This is a genomic window from Microbacterium suaedae, from assembly GCF_003254645.1.
GTDB classification, from domain to species: Bacteria; Actinomycetota; Actinomycetes; order Actinomycetales; family Microbacteriaceae; genus Microbacterium; species Microbacterium suaedae.
Genome location: NZ_PNFD01000006.1, coordinates 50,393 through 72,577, shown reverse-complemented (window position 1 = coordinate 72,577; position 22,185 = coordinate 50,393). Strand labels below are relative to the sequence as shown.

At 69.6% G+C, this 22,185-nt stretch carries 17 protein-coding genes; 6 read left to right on the top strand and 11 right to left on the bottom strand.

The features are described from left to right. Positions 1 to 60 precede the first annotated feature (60 nt). Both C0012_RS14815 and C0012_RS14810 read right to left on the bottom strand, forming a co-directional pair. On the bottom strand, positions 61 to 714 hold the full coding sequence (locus C0012_RS14815) for a M23 family metallopeptidase (RefSeq protein WP_110590442.1): 654 nt from the start codon (positions 712 to 714) through the stop codon (positions 61 to 63). 54 nt (positions 715 to 768) lie between these two features. After that, positions 769 to 1,644, bottom strand: a complete 876-nt coding sequence (locus tag C0012_RS14810; protein WP_110590441.1) for a fumarylacetoacetate hydrolase family protein — start codon at positions 1,642 to 1,644, stop codon at positions 769 to 771. Between the two features lie 87 nt (positions 1,645 to 1,731). Here C0012_RS14810 and C0012_RS14805 point away from each other — a divergent pair, with 87 nt between their 5' ends. The 6 genes from C0012_RS14805 to C0012_RS14780 are packed head-to-tail and all read left to right on the top strand — an operon-like array spanning position 1,732 to position 9,334. Further along, complete coding sequence (locus C0012_RS14805; RefSeq protein ID WP_110590474.1) at positions 1,732 to 2,451, top strand: FadR/GntR family transcriptional regulator; 720 nt, start codon at positions 1,732 to 1,734, stop codon at positions 2,449 to 2,451. Then, positions 2,448 to 3,674, top strand: coding sequence for a DUF3500 domain-containing protein (locus C0012_RS14800; RefSeq protein WP_110590440.1), 1,227 nt, complete (start codon positions 2,448 to 2,450; stop codon positions 3,672 to 3,674). Before C0012_RS14805 ends, C0012_RS14800 begins: the two co-directional genes overlap by 4 nt. Positions 3,675 to 3,697: 23 nt before the next feature. Further along, positions 3,698 to 4,987 (top strand): MFS transporter, encoded by a 1,290-nt coding sequence (locus tag C0012_RS14795; protein WP_232527956.1) that lies wholly within the window; start codon positions 3,698 to 3,700, stop codon positions 4,985 to 4,987. Next, positions 4,984 to 6,627, top strand: a complete 1,644-nt coding sequence (locus C0012_RS14790; protein ID WP_198411158.1) for an FAD-dependent monooxygenase — start codon at positions 4,984 to 4,986, stop codon at positions 6,625 to 6,627. The genes C0012_RS14795 and C0012_RS14790 overlap by 4 nt, the downstream gene beginning before the upstream one ends. Continuing rightward, a complete protein-coding gene (locus C0012_RS14785; RefSeq protein ID WP_110590438.1) occupies positions 6,627 to 7,820 on the top strand; it encodes a CaiB/BaiF CoA transferase family protein in 1,194 nt (397 codons plus the stop codon). The genes C0012_RS14790 and C0012_RS14785 overlap by 1 nt, the downstream gene beginning before the upstream one ends. Continuing rightward, a complete protein-coding gene (locus C0012_RS14780; protein ID WP_110590437.1) occupies positions 7,817 to 9,334 on the top strand; it encodes a carboxyl transferase domain-containing protein in 1,518 nt (505 codons plus the stop codon). The genes C0012_RS14785 and C0012_RS14780 overlap by 4 nt, the downstream gene beginning before the upstream one ends. Here C0012_RS14780 and C0012_RS14775 read toward each other — a convergent pair. The 9 genes from C0012_RS14775 to C0012_RS14735 form a co-directional block, all read right to left on the bottom strand. Beyond that, positions 9,322 to 10,116 carry an ABC transporter ATP-binding protein gene (locus C0012_RS14775; protein WP_110590436.1) on the bottom strand — a complete coding sequence of 265 codons (795 nt, stop codon included), beginning with the start codon at positions 10,114 to 10,116 and terminating at the stop codon, positions 9,322 to 9,324. The genes C0012_RS14780 and C0012_RS14775 overlap by 13 nt on opposite strands. Continuing rightward, positions 10,113 to 11,207: a FecCD family ABC transporter permease gene (locus tag C0012_RS14770; RefSeq protein ID WP_408631146.1), complete on the bottom strand. Its 1,095-nt coding sequence runs from the start codon at positions 11,205 to 11,207 to the stop codon at positions 10,113 to 10,115. The genes C0012_RS14775 and C0012_RS14770 overlap by 4 nt, the downstream gene beginning before the upstream one ends. Next, positions 11,197 to 12,258: an ABC transporter substrate-binding protein gene (locus tag C0012_RS14765; RefSeq protein WP_110590435.1), complete on the bottom strand. Its 1,062-nt coding sequence runs from the start codon at positions 12,256 to 12,258 to the stop codon at positions 11,197 to 11,199. Before C0012_RS14765 ends, C0012_RS14770 begins: the two co-directional genes overlap by 11 nt. 102 nt (positions 12,259 to 12,360) lie before the next feature. Beyond that, positions 12,361 to 13,755, bottom strand: a complete 1,395-nt coding sequence (locus C0012_RS14760; RefSeq protein WP_198411157.1) for an NAD-dependent succinate-semialdehyde dehydrogenase — start codon at positions 13,753 to 13,755, stop codon at positions 12,361 to 12,363. A 20-nt stretch (positions 13,756 to 13,775) separates the two neighbouring features. Further along, positions 13,776 to 14,984 (bottom strand): ectoine hydrolase, encoded by a 1,209-nt coding sequence (gene doeA / locus C0012_RS14755; RefSeq protein WP_110590434.1) that lies wholly within the window; start codon positions 14,982 to 14,984, stop codon positions 13,776 to 13,778. Between the two features lies 1 nt (position 14,985). Then, entirely contained in the window at positions 14,986 to 16,251 is a 1,266-nt protein-coding gene (locus C0012_RS14750; RefSeq protein WP_110590433.1) for an aspartate aminotransferase family protein, read from the bottom strand. Between the two features lie 24 nt (positions 16,252 to 16,275). Next, on the bottom strand, positions 16,276 to 17,517 hold the full coding sequence (doeB2, locus tag C0012_RS14745; RefSeq protein ID WP_198411156.1) for a N(2)-acetyl-L-2,4-diaminobutanoate deacetylase DoeB2: 1,242 nt from the start codon (positions 17,515 to 17,517) through the stop codon (positions 16,276 to 16,278). A gap of 65 nt (positions 17,518 to 17,582) precedes the next feature. Continuing rightward, a complete protein-coding gene (locus C0012_RS14740; protein ID WP_110590432.1) occupies positions 17,583 to 19,274 on the bottom strand; it encodes a BCCT family transporter in 1,692 nt (563 codons plus the stop codon). 302 nt (positions 19,275 to 19,576) lie between these two features. Further along, a complete protein-coding gene (locus tag C0012_RS14735) occupies positions 19,577 to 22,066 on the bottom strand; it encodes a family 43 glycosylhydrolase (protein WP_110590431.1) in 2,490 nt (829 codons plus the stop codon). Positions 22,067 to 22,185: the final 119 nt, after the last annotated feature.

Below are 22,185 nucleotides of genomic sequence, written 5' to 3'. Positions count from 1 at the left end.
TGCTCGGGCTCGTCGCACGGGCGTAGGCGACCAGCGCGACGCCACCACGTCGTCCACCTCCTATGGGAGGGGCCTGTCGTCCCCGACCGTCACGATCCGCCCGTTCCGCGGAAGCTCACCACCGAAGCGCGTGGGCACGGCGCGCGCGGTACGCGGATCCGCCTGGGTCATCGCCTGCACGTGGAGGTGCGGCTCGGTGCTGTTGCCCGAGTTGCCGCAGGCGGCGATGCGGTCTCCGGGCTGCACGGCATCGCCGACCGATGGCTCCACGCTGCCGCGGCGCAGATGGCAGAGCGCAACCACGGTTCCGGTGCCGGTCTCGATGAGCAGGTGATTTCCGGCGAGCGCCTCCCATCCCTCCGCCAGACGCCGCCGCTGCGTGAGCGCGTACGCCACCGATGGGAACCCGCGATGCGCGGCGTGGTCCTCGAACCGGTCCACGGCCGCCACAACGCGTCCGGCGAGCGGCGCGAGGATCGCACGCCCGAAGCCCGGGAACCTCTCAGGCGGCTCGGGGCGAAGGATCGTGCGCCCCGTGATGGGCGCGGAGCGGCCGTCCTCGCCGACCGGGACGAAGTCGATCGCGTGTGCCGAGGCGAACACCTCAGTGCCGTGGCTCGGCACACGGTCTGCCGGGCTGTTCTGGACGAGCCATCGGCCCGAGAACGGGTAGGCGAGATCGATCGCGGTCGGTCCCGCCGGAGCCCCGGTCATGGATCCAGTCTGCCCCGCGCGAGGCGCGACGTCGATGGGGGTGGGCGCCCCGGATCAGCGCGTCGCCGGCCCCGTGATGGGTGTGCGCAGCGTGCCGAGGCGCTCGACCTCGACCTCGACGACGTCGCCGTCGTGCAGGAGCCATTCGGGATCGCGCGCGTAGCCGACGCCCGAAGGCGTACCCGTGCACAGGATGTCTCCGGAGCGCAGCGTGAACGTCTGCGAGATGAGGGACAGCGTCGCGCCCGCCTCGTAGATCTGCCGGTCGGACGTCGATTCCTGCACGACCTCGCCGTTGACACGTGTCGTGAGGCGCAGGCCGTCGCGCAGATCCCCCGCTTCGTCGGCCGTGACGAGCGGACCGATGGGGCCCGAGCGGTCGCCGTTCTTGCCCAGGATCCACTGCGACGTGAGCTTCTGGGCGATGCGGGAGGTGAGGTCGTTGAACGTGGAGTAGCCGAGGATCGCGCCTCGCGCCTCGTCCTCCGTCGCCTCGCACAGATCGGCGCCGACCCACGCGGCGATCTCGCCCTCCCAGTCGAGGCCGCGCTCGTTCGCGTTCGTCGGGGCGCTCACGCCTCCCGCGACGAGGGACTGCGTCCACCGGGCGAACAGTGTCGGATACGGCGGGTGCTCGACATGGGCGAACGAGCCCTCCGCGATGTGGTCGCGGTAGTTCAGGCCGATGCAGATGACGCGCGCCTCGGGGAGCACGGGCGGCACGACATCCGGTTCGTTCTCGCCGCCGACGTCGATGACGCGACCGTCGGGCGAGGCCATCGCGGCATGCGGATCCGCCCAGTAGGCGCGCAGGGGCGCGACGAGCGTGGCCGCTCCGATCGTCGGCGTGCTGAGCTGTTCGACGGAGGCGACCCAGACGCCGTCTTCGATGCCGGCCACGCCGTTGATGTTCACTCCGATGACCCGCATGGGACCTCCTCGTCACTCAGGGTGTCTGCGCCACAGCGCGGACAAAGTATTGAAACATTCATACCTTATGTGCCTATAGTGTTCGACATGACATCGACGTCGCATCTCGACCGCCTCTCTGTGGCGGCGCCGCGCTCGCGCGCCGACCAGCTTGCCGACACGCTCCTCACGCATATTCGGGAGCGCGGCCTACGGTCAGGAGACCGGCTCGGAACGCTCGACGAGATCCGCGACGAAGTCGGCTTTGCCCGCACGACCGTCAGCGAGGCCGTCCGACTGCTGCGCGAGCGCGGCGTGCTCGAGATCCGTCCCGGTCGCGGCGGCGGGCTGTTCATCGCCGCCGAGACCCCCGTCGTGCGCATGCGCCACACGCTCCTCACGGCGCAGGGATCCGCCGATTCCGTCCGCGACGCGATCCAGCTGCGCGAGACCCTCGAAGAGCCGATCGCGCTCGGCGCCGCCGAGCAGTGCACCGAGTCAGACGCCGCGATGCTCCGCGCGGCCGCGCAGGAGATGGCCGAGCCGGGCATCGGTTACGAGGAATTCATCCGCCGCAACTGGCGACTGCACGAGCTCATCGCAGGCCTCTCCCCCAACACGATGATGAGCGCGGTATACATCAGCTGCCTCGGCTACCTCGAGCGCTCCGAGCCGGCCTACGGCGACTCTGACCGCGAGTCCGCCTACATCTCGGGCCGCGCCGGCGTGCACCGCGAGCTCGTCGAGGCGATCGCGAACCGCGATCCCGACGGGATCCGCCGGGCCGTGCGCGCGCACAATCACGGCACCGACGAGGAGACACGATGAGTTTCCGCGAGCACCTGTTCCCGCCCGATCATCCGCGCATCGCCGAGCTCACGGGCCTCGACGCCTATTCGTACGCGCCCGTCGCGCGCCACGACGACTTCACGGGCGACCTCATCGACGGCTGGAAGCGTCTTTATGACGAACCGTTCTCGGGCGTCACCTCGGACGGCACGCTCCTCCCGGATCTCTACGAGCTGCGCACGCCCGCCCCCGAGGACGCCGCTCCCGTCGCGGAGATGACGGCCGCGGCCGAAGATCTTCTCGGGCTGCTCGACGACGAGTCTCGTGCGCGCATCCTCTATCCGATCGACTCGCAGGAGTGGCAGCACTGGGCGAACCCGGAGTTCCTGCAGTTCGACACCGGCCTGCGCCTCGAGTTCCAGCCCGCACCGGTGCGCGAGGCATTCCTCACCCTCGTCGACGCCAGCCTCAGCGCGCGCGGCGCCGAAGATGTGCGCACCATGATGCGCATCAACGGCTTCCTGGGCGACGTCGTCGGCCTGCCGGGAATCATGAACGAGTTCTCCTACAACGCGTCGATCTTCGGCACTCCGGGCACCGAAGAGCCGTGGGGATGGCAGCTCTTCGGGCATCACTGCGCCGTGAACTGTGTCGTCGTCGGCGGCCAGATGGTCGTCTCCCCCGTCTTTCTCGGCGCCGAGCCGAACGAGATCGACGCGGGCCCGCATGCCGGAACGACCGCCTTCACCGAACGGATTGCGCTCGGGCGACGGATCATGAGCGAGCTCTCGGACGAGCAGCGCGCGGACGCGGTCACCCACGAGAGCATGACCGAGCTGCCGCCGGGGCGCCTGCACCCGGGCGATGAGCGCCACCTGGCCGGCGCGTTTCAGGACAATCGCGTCATCCCCTACGAGGGCGTGCGCGTGGGCGAGATGTCGGACCCGGCCCAGGAGGCCGTGATGGCGTTCCTCGCCGATTTCGTGTCGATCCTCCCCGACGGCCCAGCGCGCCTGCGCCTGGCTGAGATCCGCGCCCACCTCGACGATTCCTGGTTCTCCTGGATCGGCGGAACCGGCGACGACGATCCGTACTACTGCCGCGTGCAGAGCCCCGTCGTGATCGCCGAGATCGACCACCACTGCGGGGTTTTCCTCACGAACGACTCCCCGCAGCCCTTCCACATCCACACCGTCCTGCGCACCCCGAACGGCAATGACTACGGCCGTTCTCTCGTGCGTCAGGCCGGCCACGCGCGATAGCGCACGAAAGAAAGAGCTCGACGTTGAGCACTGCATCCACTCTCGGCACCGGGATGACGAAGAAGTCGTCGCTGGGCATCTTCCTCCTCTGCTGGCTCGCGATCGTGGGCGACGGGTACGACCTCGCTGTCTACGGCGCCACGCTTCCCGGATTCCTCGGCCCGGACAACTGGGGCGTCACGCCGCAGCAGGCGGGCGTCGTCGGATCCGTCGCCCTCGTCGGCATGCTCATCGGCTCTCTCGGGGGCGGCATGCTCTCCGATCGCATCGGCCGCCCGCGCATGCTCGCCGCCGCCGTGATCACCTTCTCGGTGTTCATGCTGGCGTGCGCGGCGGCGCCCGACTTCACGTGGTTCGCGGTGTTCCGCTTTCTCGCGTGCCTCGGCATCGGCGGGCTCCTCCCCGTGGCCGTCTCCGTGGCGAACGAGTTCGCGGCGCCCGCGCGGAAGTCGATCGCGGTCGGACTCGTACTGACGGCACCCGCCGTCGGTCTCCTCCTGGCCGCGACCGCGTCGATGAACCTGCTCCCGCAGTTCGGCGTGCGCCCCGTCTACGCGCTCGGCGGGCTCGCCCTGCTCCTCGTTCCGTTCCTGCTGAAGGCTGTGCCAGAGTCTCCGAGCTTCCTGCGCTCGCAAGGGCGAGCGGAGGACGCAGCGCGGATCGCCGCACGATACGGCCTGCCCGAGGAGGCGCAGACGACGCGCGCCGTGCGAACCGCCGGCCGCGTCGGTGCTTTGTTCGGTGACGGGATGGCTGGTGCCACCGCGCTCATCTGGGTGGCCTGCATCATCAGCCTGCTCACCATCTTCGGCCTCACCACCTGGCTGCCCGAGATCATGCGCGAGTCCGGATTCGGCACGAGCGCCGCCATTTCGTTCCTGATCTGGTACTCGATCGGCGCGATCAGCGGCACCATCATCGGCTCCTTCGTCAGCCAGCGGACCTCGCCGAAGCTCGTCATGGGGCTCGGCTTCCTTTCCGCGACGATGGCCCTCGGCGCCATCCTCCTCGGTGTGAGCGGCGGTGCACTCATCGTCGCGGTCGTGCTCGCCGGATTCGGCGGCATGGGCACCCAGAACATGATCAACGATCACGTCGCCCAGTACTACCCGGGCGAGATGCGCGCCACCGGGCTCGGTTGGGCTCTCGGCATCGGACGCATCGGCGCGATCGCGGGCCCGACGTATGGATCCCTCGTGATCGCCAACGAGGGCGCCGCAGCCTCGGCCGCCCTCGCCTTCGGAATCCCGGCGGCGATCGGCGTCGTCGTCACCCTTCTCCTGCCCCGACGGCGAAAGGCCGCGCACACGTGAATGCCCCCACTGCCACGACCCGATTGAGCGACCTCCCGCGGGAGGTCCCGGTCCTCATCGCGGGAGGCGGACCTTCCGGCCTCATGATGGCGCTCGACCTCGCGAGGCGCGGCATCCGCACGCTCGTGGTCGAGCCCCGCATCGAGTTGGATCCGTATCGCCCGCGGGCGAAGACGACGAACGCGCGCACCATGACGCTGCTGCGCGGGATGGGGCTCGCCGAGCGGCTGCGCCAGGCGTCACCCCTCGACGCCGCCTATTCGGAAGACGTGGCCTTCTGCACGGGCCTCGACGGCTACGAGCTGCGGCGTTTCCGGCACGCGTTCCAGCTGTACCGCGACGGGTTCGCGCACGCGCCTGAGACCGGCCAACAGGTGCCGCAGCCCACGGTCGAGCGCGTGCTGCGCGATGCCGCCGACGAGGATCCGCTCGTCACGGTCGCCTACGGACTCCGCGTTCGCGCGGTGGAGAATCCGGACGCGCCCGTCGCGATCGTAGAGGCGACCGACGCGGATCCGTCTGACGACACGGCACGCGTCCGCGCCGACTTCCTCGTCGGCGCCGACGGCGGCGCCTCGGCCGTCCGCAAATCACTCGGGATCCGCCTCGAGGGGACGTCGGCGCCGCGCCCGAACTTCAACGTCGTCTTCCGTTCGCGCGAGCTCGCAGACCGCGTCGCCCTCGCCCCCGCCGTGCAATTCTGGGTGGTCGGCGAGGTGTCCGGCATGATCGGCCAGCTCGACCGCGACGGGCTCTGGTGGACGATCGTGCAGGGCGTCGATCCCGACGAGTGCACAGACCCCGAGGGGCTCGTGCGCCGCCTCGCGGGCGTCGGCAACGACCTCGACGTCGAGGTGCTCGGCACGGATCCGTGGACCGCCCGCATGCTTCTCGCGGAGTCGTACGGCACGGGACGGGTGTTCCTCGTCGGCGACGCCGCACACCTGAACCCGCCGTTCGGCGGACACGGCTTCAACACGTGCGTGCTCGACGCCCTCAACCTCTCGTGGAAGATCGCCGCCGTGCATCACGGACGGGCCGGCGAGAATCTTCTCGAGACTTACGAGGCCGAGCGGCGGCCTGCGGCGCGGCGCATGATCGACGTCGCCGCGCACAATACGCGACACCTCGCGTATACGTTTGCGGATCCGGCCCTCACTGCGGCCGACGCGGACGGCGATGCGGCGCGGGAGCGCGCCCGCGAGAACCTCGCGGTCAAGGCCGCCGAGTTCCACGCCGAGGGCCTCGTTCTCGGATACAGCTACCCCGACAGCCCCCTGAACGCGCCGGAAGATCGCGGCCCGGAACCGGACGCCGTCACGTATCGGCCGTCGGCCGCGCCCGGTCATCTGCTGCCGCACCTCTGGCTCGACGACGGTCGCGCTCTCTACGACGTTCTCGGCCCCGAGTTCACGATCGTGAGACTCGACGAGGCGGCGCCCGAGCCGCCGGAGACGGATTCCGGATACGTGCGGACCGTCACCGTGCGCGGCGCAGCGCGCGAACGCGCCCGCGCGCTGTGGGGCGCCGATATCGTGCTCGTGCGCCCCGATCAGATGGTCGCGTGGCGCGGCGACGCACCGGCCGGGGCATACTCGGCGCTGGATCGAATGCTGCAGACGACGATGGGAGCAGTGTGATGACGCAGGGATCGCTGGACGGCCTGCTGGTGGTGGACCTGTCGCGGGCGCTGGCCGGCCCGCACGCCGGGCAGATGCTCGGAGACCTCGGGGCCCGGGTGATCAAGGTCGAGGCTCCGAGTACGGGCGACGACACGCGATCATGGGGGCCGCCTTTCGTCGAAGGATCCGACGGCGCCGAGCATTCGACGTACTTCCTGTCGTGCAATCGCAACAAGGAGTCGATCGCGCTCGATCTGAAATCGGACGACGGTCGCGCCGTGCTGACCGAGCTGCTCTCGCGCGCCGATGTCGTGATCGAGAACTTCCGGACCGGTGTCATGGACCGCCTCGGCTTCGGCGCCGCGGCGCTCGCCGAGCTGAATCCGCGTCTCGTGCAGCTGTCGATCACGGGATTCGGGCACGACGGCCCCGAGGGCGGTCGCGCCGGATACGACCAGATCGTGCAGGGCGAGGCGGGGCTGATGTCGCTGACGGGATCAGGGCCGGACGACCCGCAGCGCGTCGGCACGCCGATCGCCGATCTGCTCGGCGGGATCCACGGGGTCGTCGGCGTTCTCGCGGCGCTCTACGAGCGGGAGAAGACCGGAGCGGGCCGCGTCGTCCGCTCCTCCCTGCTGTCGTCGATCGTCGGCGTGCACGCGTTCCAGGGCACACGCGCGACCGTCGCGGGCGAGACGCCTCAGGCGCAGGGGAATCACCACCCCTCGATCGCGCCGTATGGCCTCTTCCGGTGCCGCGACGGCGCCGTGCAGATCAGCGTCGGAAGCGACCGCCTCTGGCAGGCGTTCTGCGCAGAGTTCGGTCTTGATGCGGGCGCACCGGGCCTCGCGACGAACGCCGAGCGCGTCGCGCATCGCGGCGAGACGATCGCGTTCGTGGAGGCGGCGTTCGCCGACCACGACGCCGAGCCTCTCCTGGCACGCCTCGCGGGCGCGGGGATCCCCGCCGGCAAGGTGCGCAGTCTCGACGAGGTGTACGCCTGGGACCAGGTGCGCTCGCAGGGGCTCGTCGTCGACGTCGATCACGCGGCGCTCGGCAACATCAGCCTGCCGGGTCCGGTGCTGCGATTCTTCGACGGCGACGGCGAGAACGAGCGCGTGCGGGACGATCATCAGGCGCCGCCCTTGCTCGATCAGCACGGCGACGCGATCCGCGCCTGGCTCGCGGCGGACGACGAGGGGGCGCGGTGAACGGCGCACGCCGCGTCTCGGCAGCCGAGCTGATCGAGCTGATCGCGGACGACGGCAGCTATCGCTCCTGGGATGCCGAGCCCGCTGAGCCCGATCTCGGCGATGCGTATCGCGCGGAGCTCGCGGCCGCCGCCGAGAAATCGGGCGTCGACGAGTCGATCGTCACGGGCGAGGCGCTCATCGACGGGCGCCGGGTCGTGCTCATCGCCTGCGAGTTCGCGTTCCTCGCCGGATCTGTCGGCGTCGCGGCGGCGAATCGCTTCGTCGACGCGATGGAGCGGGCCACCGCTGAGGGACTGCCCGTTCTCGCGTCGACGGCATCGGGCGGTACGCGCATGCAGGAGGGAACCGTCGCCTTCGTCGCGATGGTCAAGATCGCGGCCGCCGTCGCTGCCCACCAGGACGCGGGACTTCCGTATCTCACGTACCTGCGGCACCCCTCGACGGGCGGCGCGCTCGCATCGTTCGGATCCCTCGGGCAGGTGACGGTCGCCGAGCCCGGTGCGCTCGTCGGCTTTCTCGGGCCCCGCGTGTACGAGGCGCTTTACGGCGAGAAGTTCCCGGACGGCGTGCAGTCGTCGGAAAACCTCGCGCGGAACGGCGTCATCGACGGCGTGCTCCCGGCCGACGGTCTGCGCGACGTCGTGCGCCGCACGCTGCGCCTGCTCGAGCGCCCCACGCACGCCGCGCTCTCGGCGCGGGCCGCGGCGCCCGGAACGGCCGACGAGGATCCGCCCGGATCGACCGATGCGTGGGCCTCGATCACGCGCACGCGCGATCGGCGTCGCCCCGGGCTGCGGCAGCTGCTGCGCCATGCCGCGACAGACGTCGTGCCGCTGTCCGGCACGGGTCAGGGCGAGCGCGATCCGGGCCTCGCCCTCTGCCTCGCCCGCTTCGGCGGAATCCCGTGCGTCGTCGTCGGCCAGGATCGCCGCACGCAGCGCGCCCACGCGCCCCTTGGCCCCGGCGGTCTTCGTGCAGCCCGGCGCGCCATGCACCTCTCTGAGGAGCTCAAACTGCCCCTCGTCACGGTGATCGACACTCCGGGCGCGGCGCTCTCGAAGGAGGCCGAGGAGGGCGGGCTCGCGAGTGAGATCGCGCGCTGTCTCGCGGATCTCACCACGCACCAGGGCGCCACGCTCTCGGTGCTCCTCGGCGAAGGCACGGGCGGCGGAGCGCTCGCGATCCTGCCGGCCGACCGCACTCTCGCCGCCGAGCACGCGTGGCTGTCGCCGCTTCCGCCCGAGGGAGCCTCCGCGATCGTGCACCGCGATACGGCCCACGCCCCGGAGCTCGCCGAACAGCAGGGCGTCTCCTCCGCACGGCTCAAGGCCGCCGGCATCGTCGACCGGATCGTCGCGGAGCGCCCTGACGCGGCCGAGGAGCGGGAGGCGTTCAGCATCCGCCTGGGCGATGCAATCGCCCAGGAGCTCGCGTCGCTGCAGCTGATGCATGCCGACCGCCGCCGCGTGCTGCGCCACGAGCGGTACCGGCGGCTGGGTCAGGTGGGCTGAGCCGCGGCTCGGAGGCGGGCCGGCGCCGCGAAGGAGATCGCGACCCGGCCCGTCGCCTCGTCGCACGAGACCACGGCTTCGACCTCGTAGACGTCCCTGATCAGCTGCGGTGTCAGGACCTCCCGCGGCGAGCCCGCGGCGACCGCGCGGCCGCGGTCGAGGACGAGGACGGAGTCGCAGAACATCGCCGCCAGATTCAGGTCGTGGATGGCGACGATGCTCGTCACGTCCAGGTTCGCGACGAGGTGAAGCAGCTCAAGCTGGTGTCGGATGTCGAGGTGATTCGTCGGCTCGTCCAGGAGAAGCTCGTGCGGCTGCTGCGCGAGCGCCCGCGCGATGTGCGCACGCTGGCGCTCCCCTCCCGACAGGGAGCGCCACAGGCGGTCGGCCCTGTCGGCGAGGTCCACACGATCAAGCGCGTCGCGGATCGCGCGCTCATCCGCGTGAGAGCCCCCTCCCCACAGCGTCCGGTGCGGCGTGCGGCCGAGACGGACGACGTCGTAGACCGTGATGTCGGTGTCGGTCTCGGCGTGCTGGGTGACCGCAGCGACCTTCCGGGCGACGGCGCGTCTCCCCTGGGCCTCGATCGGCTCTCCGTCGAGCGAGACGACGCCCGCATCGGGTCGAGCGACGCCCTGCAGCAGGCGCAGCAAGGAGGACTTGCCGGATCCGTTCGGACCGAGCAGCCCGACGGTCTCGCCGGGGCGCGGCGTAAGAGTGACCCCGTCGACGACGAGCGAACCGCCGCGCCGCCACGAGACGCCCTCGGCGTGGAGCGTCATGCGCGCGCCCCCCGTCGCACCAGGAGGAACACGAAGACAGGAACCCCGACGAGCGCCGTGCCGACACCGACCGGCAGCGGGGTCGGCGCGAACGCGACCCGAGAGGCGGCGTCCACCCACACCATGAAGATCGCGCCGAGCACTGCCGTGGCGGGAATGATGCGGGAATGGCGCTGCCCGAACATCAGGCGGGCAGCGTGCGGCAGCACGAGACCGACGAAGCCGATCGCCCCCGCGATACTCACGAGCGTCGCAGTGAGGAGCGCCGTCAGCACGAGGAGGACGATGCGGGTGCGAGCGACGTGGATCCCCAGCGAAGCGGCGACGTCCTCACCGAAGGCGAACGCGTCGAGCGAGCGCAGGTGGAGGAGGGCGACGACGACACCGACCGTCGACATCGCGCCCGCAAGCGCCACATCATCCCAGCGCATTCCCTCGAGGGATCCCAGCAGCCAGAACATCACCCCGCGCGTCGCGTCCGAGTCGGCGAAGGCGAAGATCACGAGCGAGGTGAGCGCCGAGAACAGCTGGGTGCTCGCGACGCCGGCGAGCACGATGCCCGCGGAGCCGCCGCTCGCATATCGGGCGAGCAGCAGCACGAAACCGAACGCGACGAGCGCGCCGAGGAACGCGCCGCCCGACAGCCCGATGGCCGCGCCGCCGAGCCCGAGGACGCCCACCAGCACGGCGCCGGTCGACGCCCCGGAGGAGACGCCGAGGATGAACGGGTCGGCGAGTGGGTTGCGCAGGAGGGACTGCAGGATCGCACCGCACACTCCGAGCCCGGCTCCGCACGCCGCCGCGACGAGCGCGCGGGGCAATCGCTCCTCCCAGACGATCGCGTCCTCCGACATGCGCACGGGGATATCCGTCAGGCCGAGGTGGTTCCCGACGATGTCGCGCACGTTCACGAGTGACACATCGGCCGGCCCGAGCGTCATCGCCACCCCGACCGAGAAGAGGAACACCAAGGCGCCCGCCACCGCGAAGAGGAGCGCCGGCACGGCGCGCGGTCGGCTTGTGCGCGGCGCTCGCGCCGCTGCGTCACGGAGCGGCGCCTCCGGGCGGCGCTCGACGGTCTCAGCGGTCACTGACGGCACAGGCATCGGCGTCCCGGACCCAGTCCTGGATCTTCTCGAGCCCGTCGACGTACCGGATACTCGGGTTCATCTCGGCGCCGTGCAGCGAGATGAAGCACTCGTTCTGCACGGCCTCGAGCGTGCGGGTCAGCGGATCGGTCGTCAGGAAGTCGATCTTGTCGTCGAGTCGATCCCCCGGGAAGCGGTCTCGCTGGAGATCGCCCAGCACGAGGATCTGCGGATCGGCGTCGACGACCGACTCCCACCCGATGGCGGGCCAATCGTCGCGGGTATCCGCGAGGACGTTCTCCATCCCGGTCAGCGTCGCGAGGAGAGAGGCGGATCCGAGCCCGCCCGCGACATACGGCGTACGCGTGTCGGCGAACCAGAACAGCACGCTCTTGCCGTCAAGGTCGACGCCCTCGAGAGCCGCGTCGGTTCGCGTCTCGAGCTCCGAGACGAGTTCCTCGCCTCGCGCCGGAACATCGAAGATCGCCGCCAGATCGCGGATCTCCTGATACAGCGATTCGAGTGTGAGCGGCTGCGTACGGGTGCCGCCGCCGTTGATGCTCGTTCCGCCTTCGCAGTCCGTCGGCGATAGGTAGGAGGCGATATCGGTCTCGTTCAGCCGGTCCCGCGAGACGACGCCGCCCTCCTCCCGGAAGTGGCGGCCAAACGACGCCGTCACGAAATCGGGATCGGCACCGAGCAGCACTTCGTAGGTCGGCGCATCGTCTGCGAGGCGCGGTACGTGAGCATTCGCGTCGGCCAGGGAGTCCAGGACGGGGTCCGTCCAGGAGGCCGTGCCGACCATGTACTCCTCGAGTCCGAGCGACAGCAGGAGCTCCGTCGAGTTCTGGTCGAGGGACACCGCCCGGCGAGGCGCACTGTCGAACGTGATCTCGCGACCGCAGTTCTCGATCGTGAGCGGATACTCTGTCGCTCCCTCTCCCTGCGCGACCGCCTCATCCTGCTCGACGACCTCCGAAGCACCGCATCCAGTCAGCAGCGTGACGACGAGCGACGCGGCCGCCAGACCGGAGATTCCCTTCACAGACTTCACGGCAGACGCCTCTCCTCGGCAGTTTTCGGCATACCCAAAAGAATAAGGGTAGCCTATCCTGACGAGGTTTCATGACGGCTGCCCGCGGCCGCCCGCTTCACGTCACCCGGTCGCGGGCCCCACCCAGACCTGCTGGCGATTCACGAATTCGCGGATGCCGTCGGGGCCGAGCTCGCGCCCGTAGCCCGAGCGCTTCACTCCCCCGCTGGGAAGCCGCGGATCCGTCTTCACGATGCCGTTGACCGCGACCTGGCCTGCGACGATCTCGCGCGCCAGTGCCTCGCCGCGCTCGGCGGATCCCGTCCACACGCTTGCGGCGAGACCATAGGGCGTGTCGTTCGCCATCGCCACCGCGGCGTCGGCGTTCGCCGCCGGGAGGACGACGGCGACCGGGCCGAAGGTCTCCTCCGAGCACGCCGTCATGCCCGGCTCGACGTCGGTCAACAGTGTCACGGGGTAGAAGAACCCCTCCCCATCCGGAATCTCGCCGCCGAAGTGGAGCCGCGCCCCCTGGGCGACGGACTCGGTGACCTGGCGATGGAGGTTCTCCCGCAGATCCGCTCGCGCGATCGGTCCGATCTGCGTGTCCTCCGAACGCGGATCGCCAACCCGCACCGCCGCGAGCCGCTCGGCGAACAGCGCCACGAACTCGTCGTACACCGCTTCCTCGACGATCACCCGCTTGGCGGCGATGCAGCTCTGCCCCGCGTTGATGATCCGCATCGTGGTGATCACGCTCGCCGCCTGCTCGAGGTCGGCATCGGCCAGCACGATCGCGGGATCGGATCCGCCGAGCTCCAGCACGGCCGGCTTGATCTCGCGGGCCGCGGCCTGGGCGACAGCGGCGCCCGCGCGTTCGGATCCCGTGAGGGACACCGCGCGGATCCGGCGATCCCGCAGCGCCCGCTCGGCGAGATCGTGCTCCATCGGCGCGTTCTGGAGGATGTCTCGCGGCGCCCCGTGCGCCTCCGCGACGCGGGCGATCACCTCGGCGATCGCCGCGGCGCACCCCGGCACGTGCCGGTCGTGCTTCATCACGCAGGTGTTGCCGGCCATGAGCGCGGGGGCGCAGAAGCGGAACGCGAGCCAGAACGGCGCATTCCACGGCAGCACGCCGAGCACAGGCCCGAGCGGGAGGTTCTGAACGTAGGAGCGGCTCGCATCGCTCACAAGAACCTCCGGCGCGAGGTACGCCTCGGCGTGCTCCGCGTAGTGCTCGGCGGCCCAGGCCGCCTTCGCGACCTCGCCGCGCGCCTCCGTGATCGGCTTGCCCATCTCCTCCGTCATCAGCGTCGCGAGATGCAGCGCGTCCTCGCGCATCGCAGCCGCGATGGCCCGCAGCACCCCGGCGCGCTCGGCGATCGGTCGCCGTCGCCATGCCTCGTACGCCCGCTCGGCGCGCTCAAGCACGTCTTCGAGACCCGCCTCGTCGAGCACCGGGACCTCGCGCACGATCCGCCCCGTCACCGGATCCGTCGCCGTGAACATCGTCGTCATCGTCGTCCTCCTCTCGCGGCTCACACCGCTCTCAGGCCGGCAGTCTCGTCGCCGGCGACGTCGCCCATCCCCTTCACCGTGAAGTCTTCGTCGAGCTCGAAGAACGACGCGCATCCCGTGTCGGTGATCCGGATCGTGTCGGAGATTCCGACGGTGCGCCGCCCTTCTACTCCCCACATCCACGGGATCACGTGGAACGTCATCCCCTCCTCGAGCACCGTGTAGCCGCCGGGCATGAGGCTGAGGATGTACCCCTCGTCCCAGCTCGGCGGGAAGGCGATGCCGATCGAATAGCCGGCCCGCGTCACGAGCTCGGCCCCCACGTTGTTGTCCGAGATGATCGTGCGCACGATCGAGTCGGCGTCGGAGACCGTGAGACCGGGGCGCAGCACGGCCTTCAACTCGCGCAGCGCCGTCTTCATCCGCTCCTCGGCGTGCGCCATCGCGGGCGTCATCTCGTGCAGCAGCGCCGTGCGCATCATCGCCGTGTGATAGCGCCGATAGCAGCCGGCGATCTCGAGGAAGACGGCGTCGCCCGACTGCAGCTCCCGCCCCTCCCACGTGGCGTGGCCGATCATCGTGCGCGGCCCGCTCGTCACGTACGGCATCACCGCCGGGTACTCGCCTCCCGCCGTGAACATCCCCCGCGCGATCTCGGCGGCCACATCGTTCTCCGTCACCCCCGGCTCGATCGCCGCGAGCCCCGCCCGCATGCCCGCCTCGGTCGCGTGGGCCGCGCGGCGCATCACGTCGATCTCGTACGACGACTTGCGCACCCGCCCCTGCTCCACGATGCCGAAGCAGTCCATCAGATGCCCCGCACGGAACGAGGTGTGGATCCGGTCCTGTTGGTACGCAGGGAAGAAATAGCTGTTGCGCTCATAGCCGACGCTCTTGGTGTCGAGCCCGAATTCCTTCAGCGTGGTGACGAGCTGCTGGATCGCGTCTCCCGTGTCGGGATAGGGACGGGTGATCTCGACCCAGGTGCGCTCGAGGACGTTCGACTCCTCCATCTGGCGGGTGATCATGAACGGCTCCGACTCGAGCGGAACCACGAGGGCCTGGAAGAAGGAGTACCCCGTCGTCTGATAGTCGGTGAGATACATCAGGTTCTCGGGGTCCGTGATCACGACGGCGTCGAGCAGGCGCTGCTGCATCCGGTGGCGCAGCTCGTCGATCCGGCGCTCGTATTCCTCGGCCGGGAAGGTCATGTCCTCGCGCATCCGCATTTCAGGCACCTCCCTCGGCGACGCGCGCCACGGCCCGTTCGAGGATCTCGAGGCCCTCGGCGAGGTCGTCATCCGGGGTCGTCAGCGGCGGGATCAGCTTCACGACGCGACCGTCCGTGCCGCACGGCCCGATCAGCAGGCCGTTCGCGAACGACTCTGCCTGCACGCGCTTCGCGAATGCGCCGTCCACGACGTCGAGACCCTGCATCATCCCGACGCCGCGCACCTCCCAAGCGCGTTCGGAGTGCGCCGCGGCGAGCGCCCGGAGGCGCTCCGCCATCCGCGCACCCTTCGCGGCGACCTCTTCCATGAGGTCGTCGTCCGTGAAGTAATCGAGCGCGACCGCGCCGGCGACGAAGGACAGCCCCTGGCCTCGGAAGGTCCCCGTATGCGCACCGGGGCTCCAGTGGGCGTCGATCTCAGGCTTGTTGAGGTTCATCGCGATCGGCGTCCCGTACCCGCCGAGCCCCTTCGCGAGAGTGATGATGTCGGGGTCGAGGCCCATTCCGTCGAAGCTGAAATAAGATCCGGTCCTCCCGCAGCCGGCCTGGATGTCGTCGACGATGAAGAGCGCGCCGACATCCCGAGCGAGGCGCTCGACGGCGCGGAGCCACTCCTCGCTGTGCACCCACACGCCGCCCTCGGCCTGCACCGCTTCGACGAGGAACGCCGCGGGCGGACGCAGGCCCGACGAGGCGTCGTCGAGCGCGGCGCGATAGGCGTCGAGGCTGGCAAGCCCGCCTCCCGGCGCGAACTCGTTCGGGAGCCGCACGACGTGATCCAGCGGCACCCCGGCCCAGCGACGGAAGGCCTCGTTGGCGGTCGCGGCGAGCGCGCCGAGCGTCATTCCGTGGAATCCGTGCGAGAAGGCCACGACGTCCTGCCGTCCGGTCGCGAGACGGGCGAGCTTCAGCGCCGCCTCGACGGCGTTCGTCCCCGTGGGGCCCATGAACTGCATCCGGTGGTCCATGCCGCGCGGAGCGAGGATCACGTCGTGGAACTTCGTGACGAAGTCTCGCTTGGTCGTCGTGTAGGTGTCGAGGCTGTGCGCGATGCCATCGGCCTCGAGGAACGCGATCATCGCCTTCTTCATCTTCGGGTTGTTGTGCCCGAAGTTGAGCACGCCCGCCCCGCCGAAGAAGTCGATGTAGCTGGTGCCGTCCTCCGCCACCTGGCGCGCGTTGGACGCATGAGAGAAGACCGTCGGATAGGCGCGGCAATAGCCACGGATCTCTGATTCCCACTGCTCGAACGGACTCATGTCCATGATCGGCTCCTCTCTCGTTCCCGGCTAGGTATCACTCACCCTGTGTGTGTCTTCTTCTGCTTCCCCACGCCGCGTCGCGGCGGGGAGTTCGGGAGCGCCCGCGAGGCGCGCGTAGGCGCGGACGACGGGCGCGATGAGCGCGTCGTCGAAGTCGTAGTGCGGGCTGTGGCACGAGTGCGGGCTGCCCGCGCCGACAAGAGCGAAGGCACCGGGGATCTCCGACAGATAGTCACTGAAGTCCTCCGACGCCATCACGGGGATCGGGATGTCCGGCGAGGGATCCCGCGTTCCGAACGCGTCGCGCAGTGCGGGCGCGAGCGCCTCACGCATCTGCACCGCCGCGGCCGGATCGTTGACGGTCGCCGCATAGCGCGGCGTGCTCGTCGTCTCGGCCGTGACGCCGTGCGCGCGAGCCGTCGCCTCGGCGATCTCGGCGATGAGGCGATCGACCTCCGCGCGCAGGCGAGTGTCGGGCACGCGGACGCTCCCGCCGATCCGCGCCGCGGCGGGCGTGACGGTCGGGGCGCTCGGCGCGTCGATCCACGTCACGGCGACGACGGCCGGCGTCTGGGGCGGAAGGCGGCGGGCGACGAGCTGCTGGAGCGCGACCGTGATCGCGGCGGCGGCGAGAACGGGATCCCGGGTCGCCTCGGGCTGGCTTCCGTGCCCGCCGATGCCCGCGATGTCGATCTCGAATGTGCCGTTCGCCGACATGACGGGCCCATCGGGGCACGCCATCCGGCCGCGTCCGAGCGCCGGCCAGTTGTGCCACCCAAAGATGACGTCGACGCCGTCGAGGGCGCCGTCGTCGATCATCCCCCTCGCGCCGTGGCCGCCCTCTTCGGCGGGCTGGAACACCAGCGTCACGGGGCCGGGCAGAAAGCTCTCGTGCGCGACGAGCCACCGGGCCGCACCGATCAGGGTGGCGGTGTGGCCGTCGTGGCCGCATGCGTGCATGATGCCCTCGTGGCGGGAGGCCCATGATGCCCCCGTGTCCTCGACGATCGGCATGGCGTCGATGTCGCCGCGGAGGGCCACGTGCCGTCCCGGCGCGTCCGGGGCCAGGCGCGAGACGGTGCCGGTCGTCGCGCACGCACGCCACGGGATCCCGAGCGCGTCGAGCTCGTCGCGGATGCGGCGGGCCGTCCCGTGCTCGTCCCACGCGAGCTCGGGCGCGCGGTGCAGGTCGCGGCGCAATGCGGACGCAGAGTCTGAGATGCTCTGCAGGGCGTCGATTCCGGCGCCGAGGATCCGCGCTGCCGACAACTCGCCTCCGATCCCGTTTGTCGTGCGAGGAGCCTAACCCTCGAGTGATGGTTTGTCAGCAGGTCTCATTCGCTGTCCGTCGCCGGGTCATCGTCGGCGCTGTTCTTCTTCAGCGTGCTCCGACGGAGCCGGCCGCTCGTGCTGCCCGGCAGCGACTTCGCGGGCAGCAGCCGATGCCGATACTCGGCGAGGAAATCCTGGCGCGCCATGGGCTCGACCTGGCGGCGCTGTCGGCGCAGGCCGATGATGAGCGAGACGAGCATCAGGCAGACCAGGACGAAGATGGGAAGGCCGATCACGGTGATGACCTGCCGGAGGGCCTCCAACCCGGAAGCGCCGCCCAGCACGATGAGGCTGCAGGCGACGGCACCCTCGGTGATGGCCCAGAACACGCGCTGGCGCACGGGGCCGCCCTCCGGCTCCCCCGAGCACAGCATGTCGACCACGAGCGACGCCGAGTCGGACGATGTCGCGAAGAACAGCGCGACGATCACGACGGCCAGGCCCTGCAGCACAGTGGTGAGGGGGAACTGGTCGAGATACTCGAACAGCGCGAGCGGCACGTTCTCCGCGACCGCGGCCGAGATCGGCCCGCCGTCGCCGCCGATGCCGTCCCGCTCCATCGCCGACCAGCCGAAGATCACGAACCAGACGAGCGTGAACAGCGACGGAGCAACGAGCACTCCGATGACGAACTGCCGCACGGTGCGGCCGCGCGAGATCCGCGCGAGGAACACGCCCATAAAGGGGGCCCACGTCACCGTCCACGCCCAATAGAAGACCGTCCAGCCCGCCTGCCATCCCCAGCCTTCGGGGGTGAACTCGGACATGGCGTCGTTCCAGAACGACAGCTCGATGAGGCTGCCCAGGTAGTTTCCGGCGCTCTCGATGATCTGACGCAGCAGGAACACGGTGTCAGAAAAGATGAGCACGAAGATCATCAGCCCGACAGCGGCCAGGATGTTCACGTTCGACAGGATCCGCACGCCCTTGTCGAGGCCGACCATGACCGAGATCGTCGCGACGAGGGTGAGCACGGCGATGATGGCGACCTTGGGGCCGACGGCGTCGGGGATCCCCGTCAGCGCGGTGAGCCCGGAGTTAATCTGCGAGGTGCCAAGGCCGAGCGAGACCGCGAGCCCGAACACCGTGCCGAGCACCGCGAAGATGTCGATCGCCTTGCCGATGCCGCCGTAGATCCGGTCCTTCAGCAGCGGGTAGAACACCGACGAGACGCGCATCGGCAGGTTGTACCTGTAGATGAAGAACCCGAACGCGAGCCCAGGCACGGCGAAGATCGCCCACGTGTGGAGGCTCAGGTGGTAGAGCGCGAGGTTCATCGCGCCCTCGGCCGCTTCCTGGCTGTACGGTTCCACGCCCGCGAACGGCGGGTTCGAGAAGTGCGAGATCGGCTCGGCGACGCCCCAGAACATCAGCACGGTGCCGATCCCGCCCGCGAACAGCATCGCGAACCACGAGACATTCGAATACGCCGGGCGCTCGTCTTCCTTGCCGAGCCGCAGCTTGCCGTAGCGGCTGACGGCCACCCAGATGAGGAATCCCAGCCACACGGTCACGCCGATGATGAAGAACCACCCCAGCTGCGTGACGATCCACTCCCGCGCCGCGCCGAAGACGATCCCGACCTCGTCGCTGAACACGAGGAACACGACGAGCAACCCGATGATGAGCGCCGCCGAGATGAAGAAGATGTGCGGATTGGTGCGCAGCCCGAGCCGCTCAGTCAGCCTGTTCATTCCGGTGATCCTCCCTGGCCCGACGACGGATGGTCGTCCGCGCACAAGCAGAGCGACCGCGAGTTGCACAACAGCATGGACCAGGTCGGTGCGTACCGCTACCCGTCGGCGACGCAGAGTTCTCGGTCATCCACGCCGTTGCAGGGATGGCGCGCGAGTCGCTCCGGTGTGCTCACGTCTTTGCATGCGTGAGTGCGGGGCGGGCGCCCCCGGCGCAGCTTGTGGATGCTGCCCGACGGGCGGACCCGGTCCGCGCAGACGATGGGGGCGGCGGTCGCGCCGCCCCCATCCGCTGAAGCGGTCTACCGCAGTGACTTCTTGCTCACGACGATCACGTCGCTCTCATTGCCGAGACCGTCGACGGCTCGCAGGCGGACTGTGCTCGCCGCGTCGACCTGGATCGGCCCCTCGACCTCCCGCCACTCGCCTTCGTTGCCGTGCTTGTCGATCGCGTACTCGATGAGCGAGACACCCGAGAGGTCGTCTTCCGCGTGCGCGACGATGCGCTGACGCTGGTCCAGCGACGCGCTCACGACGGGCGCGACCTCGTCGGTGACGTGCTGCGGCATCCACTGCTGCGGCGGATCCATGTTCGCGATCGGACGGATCGCGCGCACGGCGCCCACGATCTCGGCACCGACGGCACCGGAGTCGTTCGCGATCTCGAGCGCCAGGTTCGCCGCGGGTGACGAGAAGCGCAGGAAGCCGTGACCGGTGTCCTCGATGAACCAGCGCTGCAGCTCAGCGTCGGCGTCGCACTCGGACAGCAGCACCGGTGTGCCCGGCGCGCCCGATGCGTCGGCGAGGGCCACGCACTGTTCGTTCCCGGTGGCAAGCTCGCCGACGAGACGGTAGGAGTTGTCCTCGGCCGCGTCCAGGCGCCACACCTGTCCGGCTTCGCCGTCGAGGCACGCCGTCTGGGTGAGAGAGCCGTCGACAGCCGAGAGGCACTGCGTTCCTGCAACAGGGTTCTGCAGCTCATCCTCTGTCGTCACCGGCACCACGGCGGTGGCCGTGCTGCTCGACGCGGACGAGTCGACGACCTCGGATCCGCTGCCTTCGTCGAACTGGTACCACGCCACGTCGCCGCCCCCAACCGACGGACCGCCGCCGGGAGCCTCGGTCATCGCCAGCATCTCCTCGGCGGACAGCTCGCGGCTGAAGATGTTGAAGTCGTCCACGGCCCCGTTCAGCCCCGGATCGGCGGAGAACTGCGAACGCCCGATCCAGTTGTTGGTCGTGAACCCGAGGTCTGCGGGCCGCAGGGTGAAGTTCTCGTTCGTGCGAACGACCTCGCCGTCGACCCACAGCTTCGCCGTGGTTCCGGAGGCCGACACGGCGACGTGCGTCCAGTCTGTACCGACGGTGACGCTGTCGCCGGCCCCGGGAAGAAGCTCGTTTCGACCATCCGCGGTGCGCAACTCCATCCGGAGATTGCGCGGCGTGGCCGCCGCACTGGGCGTCAGGAACAGGAAGTTGTCTGTGCTGTCGCCGAAGTCGAAAAGCCGCGCCCAGTCGTTTCCGAACGTCGTACCGCGCTTGAGCCATGTAGAGATCGTGAAATCACCGTCAAGCTCGCTGACGATGCCGTCGGGCATCTCGACGTACGAGATCGGACTGTCTCCGCCCAGCTGCACCGAGGTGCCGAAGCCGTCGGGGCCGGGGACGCGCTCGATCTCCGGCATATCGAAGGGCGCGGCTTCGCTCACGAGCCGGATGTGGCTGCCGTCACCGATGTCGTAGGCGCCGCCGTCGGAATCGCTGAAGGACGGCCAGCCGTCGCGCCATTCCATCGGGCGGATCCCCATGTCGCTGCCGGCGCCGCGATACGCGTGATAAACGAAGTAGTTCACGCCGTCTTCGGTGTAGACGTCGCCTCCGGCCGGCGCGCGATAGAGACCATCCGGCGTGACGCCGTCGACCGCGTACCGGGAGTCGAGGATGACGGTTCCGCCGCCCTCGTCGAGGCGCACGCCCGCCTGGTCAACGTAAGGGCCGGTGATGTCGACCGATCGACCGACGGCCACCTTGTATGTCGAGTCTGCACCAGAGCAGCACTTGTCCCAGCTCAGCACGAGGTAGTAGTACCCGTCGCGGTGGAACAGCGCGGGGCCCTCGACGGGGTTGTCGTCGGCCTGGCGCGACGCGATGAGGCTCGGCTCGCCGACCACGCTGACGAGGTCGTCGCCGAGCTGCTGCACGACGATGCCGGCCCAGAACGATCCCCAGACCATCCACCAATCGCCGTCGGCGTCTTGGACAACCGCAGGATCGATCGCGTTGTAGGCGATCGGAAGCCCGGCATCTGCGAGTGCACCCGATTCGACGACGGGGTGCCCGACGTCGACGTAGCTGCTCGGATCGGCGGGCGTCTTGGTGGTCTTCACACCGATGGCCGAAGCGTCGGAACCGAAGCTTGACTGCGAATAGTAGTAGTAGAACGTGTCGCCGATCTTCTGCAGATGCGGCGCCCAGAGGGTGCCGGAGTTCGGGACGTCGTGGGTCCAATCGGCGCGCGGGACGTTCCCGCGGACCGTCCAGGGGCCTTCCATCGTCGGGGCGGTGCGGATCGAGTTATGGCTCGAGGCGACGACGTAGAGCCCGGCCTCTTCGTCGTAGGCCATCGTCGGATCGTGCACTCCGACGTCGCCGGTCAGGGCGAGCTGCCCCGATGGCTGCTCGGCGGGTTCTTCTTCTGTGTCTGCATACGCAGGGGCGGCGAGGAGCGCCGCCCCCAACGAGAGGGCGGCGAGCAGGGCCACCCCCGATCTGCGAAGCCGTGATGTCGACATGATGATCCTCCAGAGATCAACCGACGGCGATGTCGGCGGAGCAGGTGTGCTCCCGGACTCCTCGGTGAGTCCTACAACGTTGCAATTACAACGTTGCAAATCGCAAGCTATCGCTCATC

What these genes read in the sequence shown, in the direction of transcription:
- C0012_RS14750 (WP_110590433.1), bottom strand. Translation starts at nt 16,251, where the DNA reads ATGGACATGAGTCCGTTCGAGCAGTGGGAATCAGAGATCCGTGGCTAT.
- C0012_RS14735 (WP_110590431.1), bottom strand. Translation starts at nt 22,066, where the DNA reads ATGTCGACATCACGGCTTCGCAGATCGGGGGTGGCCCTGCTCGCCGCC.
- C0012_RS14775 (WP_110590436.1), bottom strand. Translation starts at nt 10,116, where the DNA reads ATGACGCTCCACGCCGAGGGCGTCTCGTGGCGGCGCGGCGGTTCGCTC.
- C0012_RS14740 (WP_110590432.1), bottom strand. Translation starts at nt 19,274, where the DNA reads ATGAACAGGCTGACTGAGCGGCTCGGGCTGCGCACCAATCCGCACATC.
- C0012_RS14785 (WP_110590438.1), top strand. Translation starts at nt 6,627, where the DNA reads ATGACGCAGGGATCGCTGGACGGCCTGCTGGTGGTGGACCTGTCGCGG.
- C0012_RS14805 (WP_110590474.1), top strand. Translation starts at nt 1,732, where the DNA reads ATGACATCGACGTCGCATCTCGACCGCCTCTCTGTGGCGGCGCCGCGC.
- C0012_RS14810 (WP_110590441.1), bottom strand. Translation starts at nt 1,644, where the DNA reads ATGCGGGTCATCGGAGTGAACATCAACGGCGTGGCCGGCATCGAAGAC.
- C0012_RS14760 (WP_198411157.1), bottom strand. Translation starts at nt 13,755, where the DNA reads ATGACGACGATGTTCACGGCGACGGATCCGGTGACGGGGCGGATCGTG.
- doeA (WP_110590434.1), bottom strand. Translation starts at nt 14,984, where the DNA reads ATGCGGATGCGCGAGGACATGACCTTCCCGGCCGAGGAATACGAGCGC.
- C0012_RS14800 (WP_110590440.1), top strand. Translation starts at nt 2,448, where the DNA reads ATGAGTTTCCGCGAGCACCTGTTCCCGCCCGATCATCCGCGCATCGCC.
- C0012_RS14815 (WP_110590442.1), bottom strand. Translation starts at nt 714, where the DNA reads ATGACCGGGGCTCCGGCGGGACCGACCGCGATCGATCTCGCCTACCCG.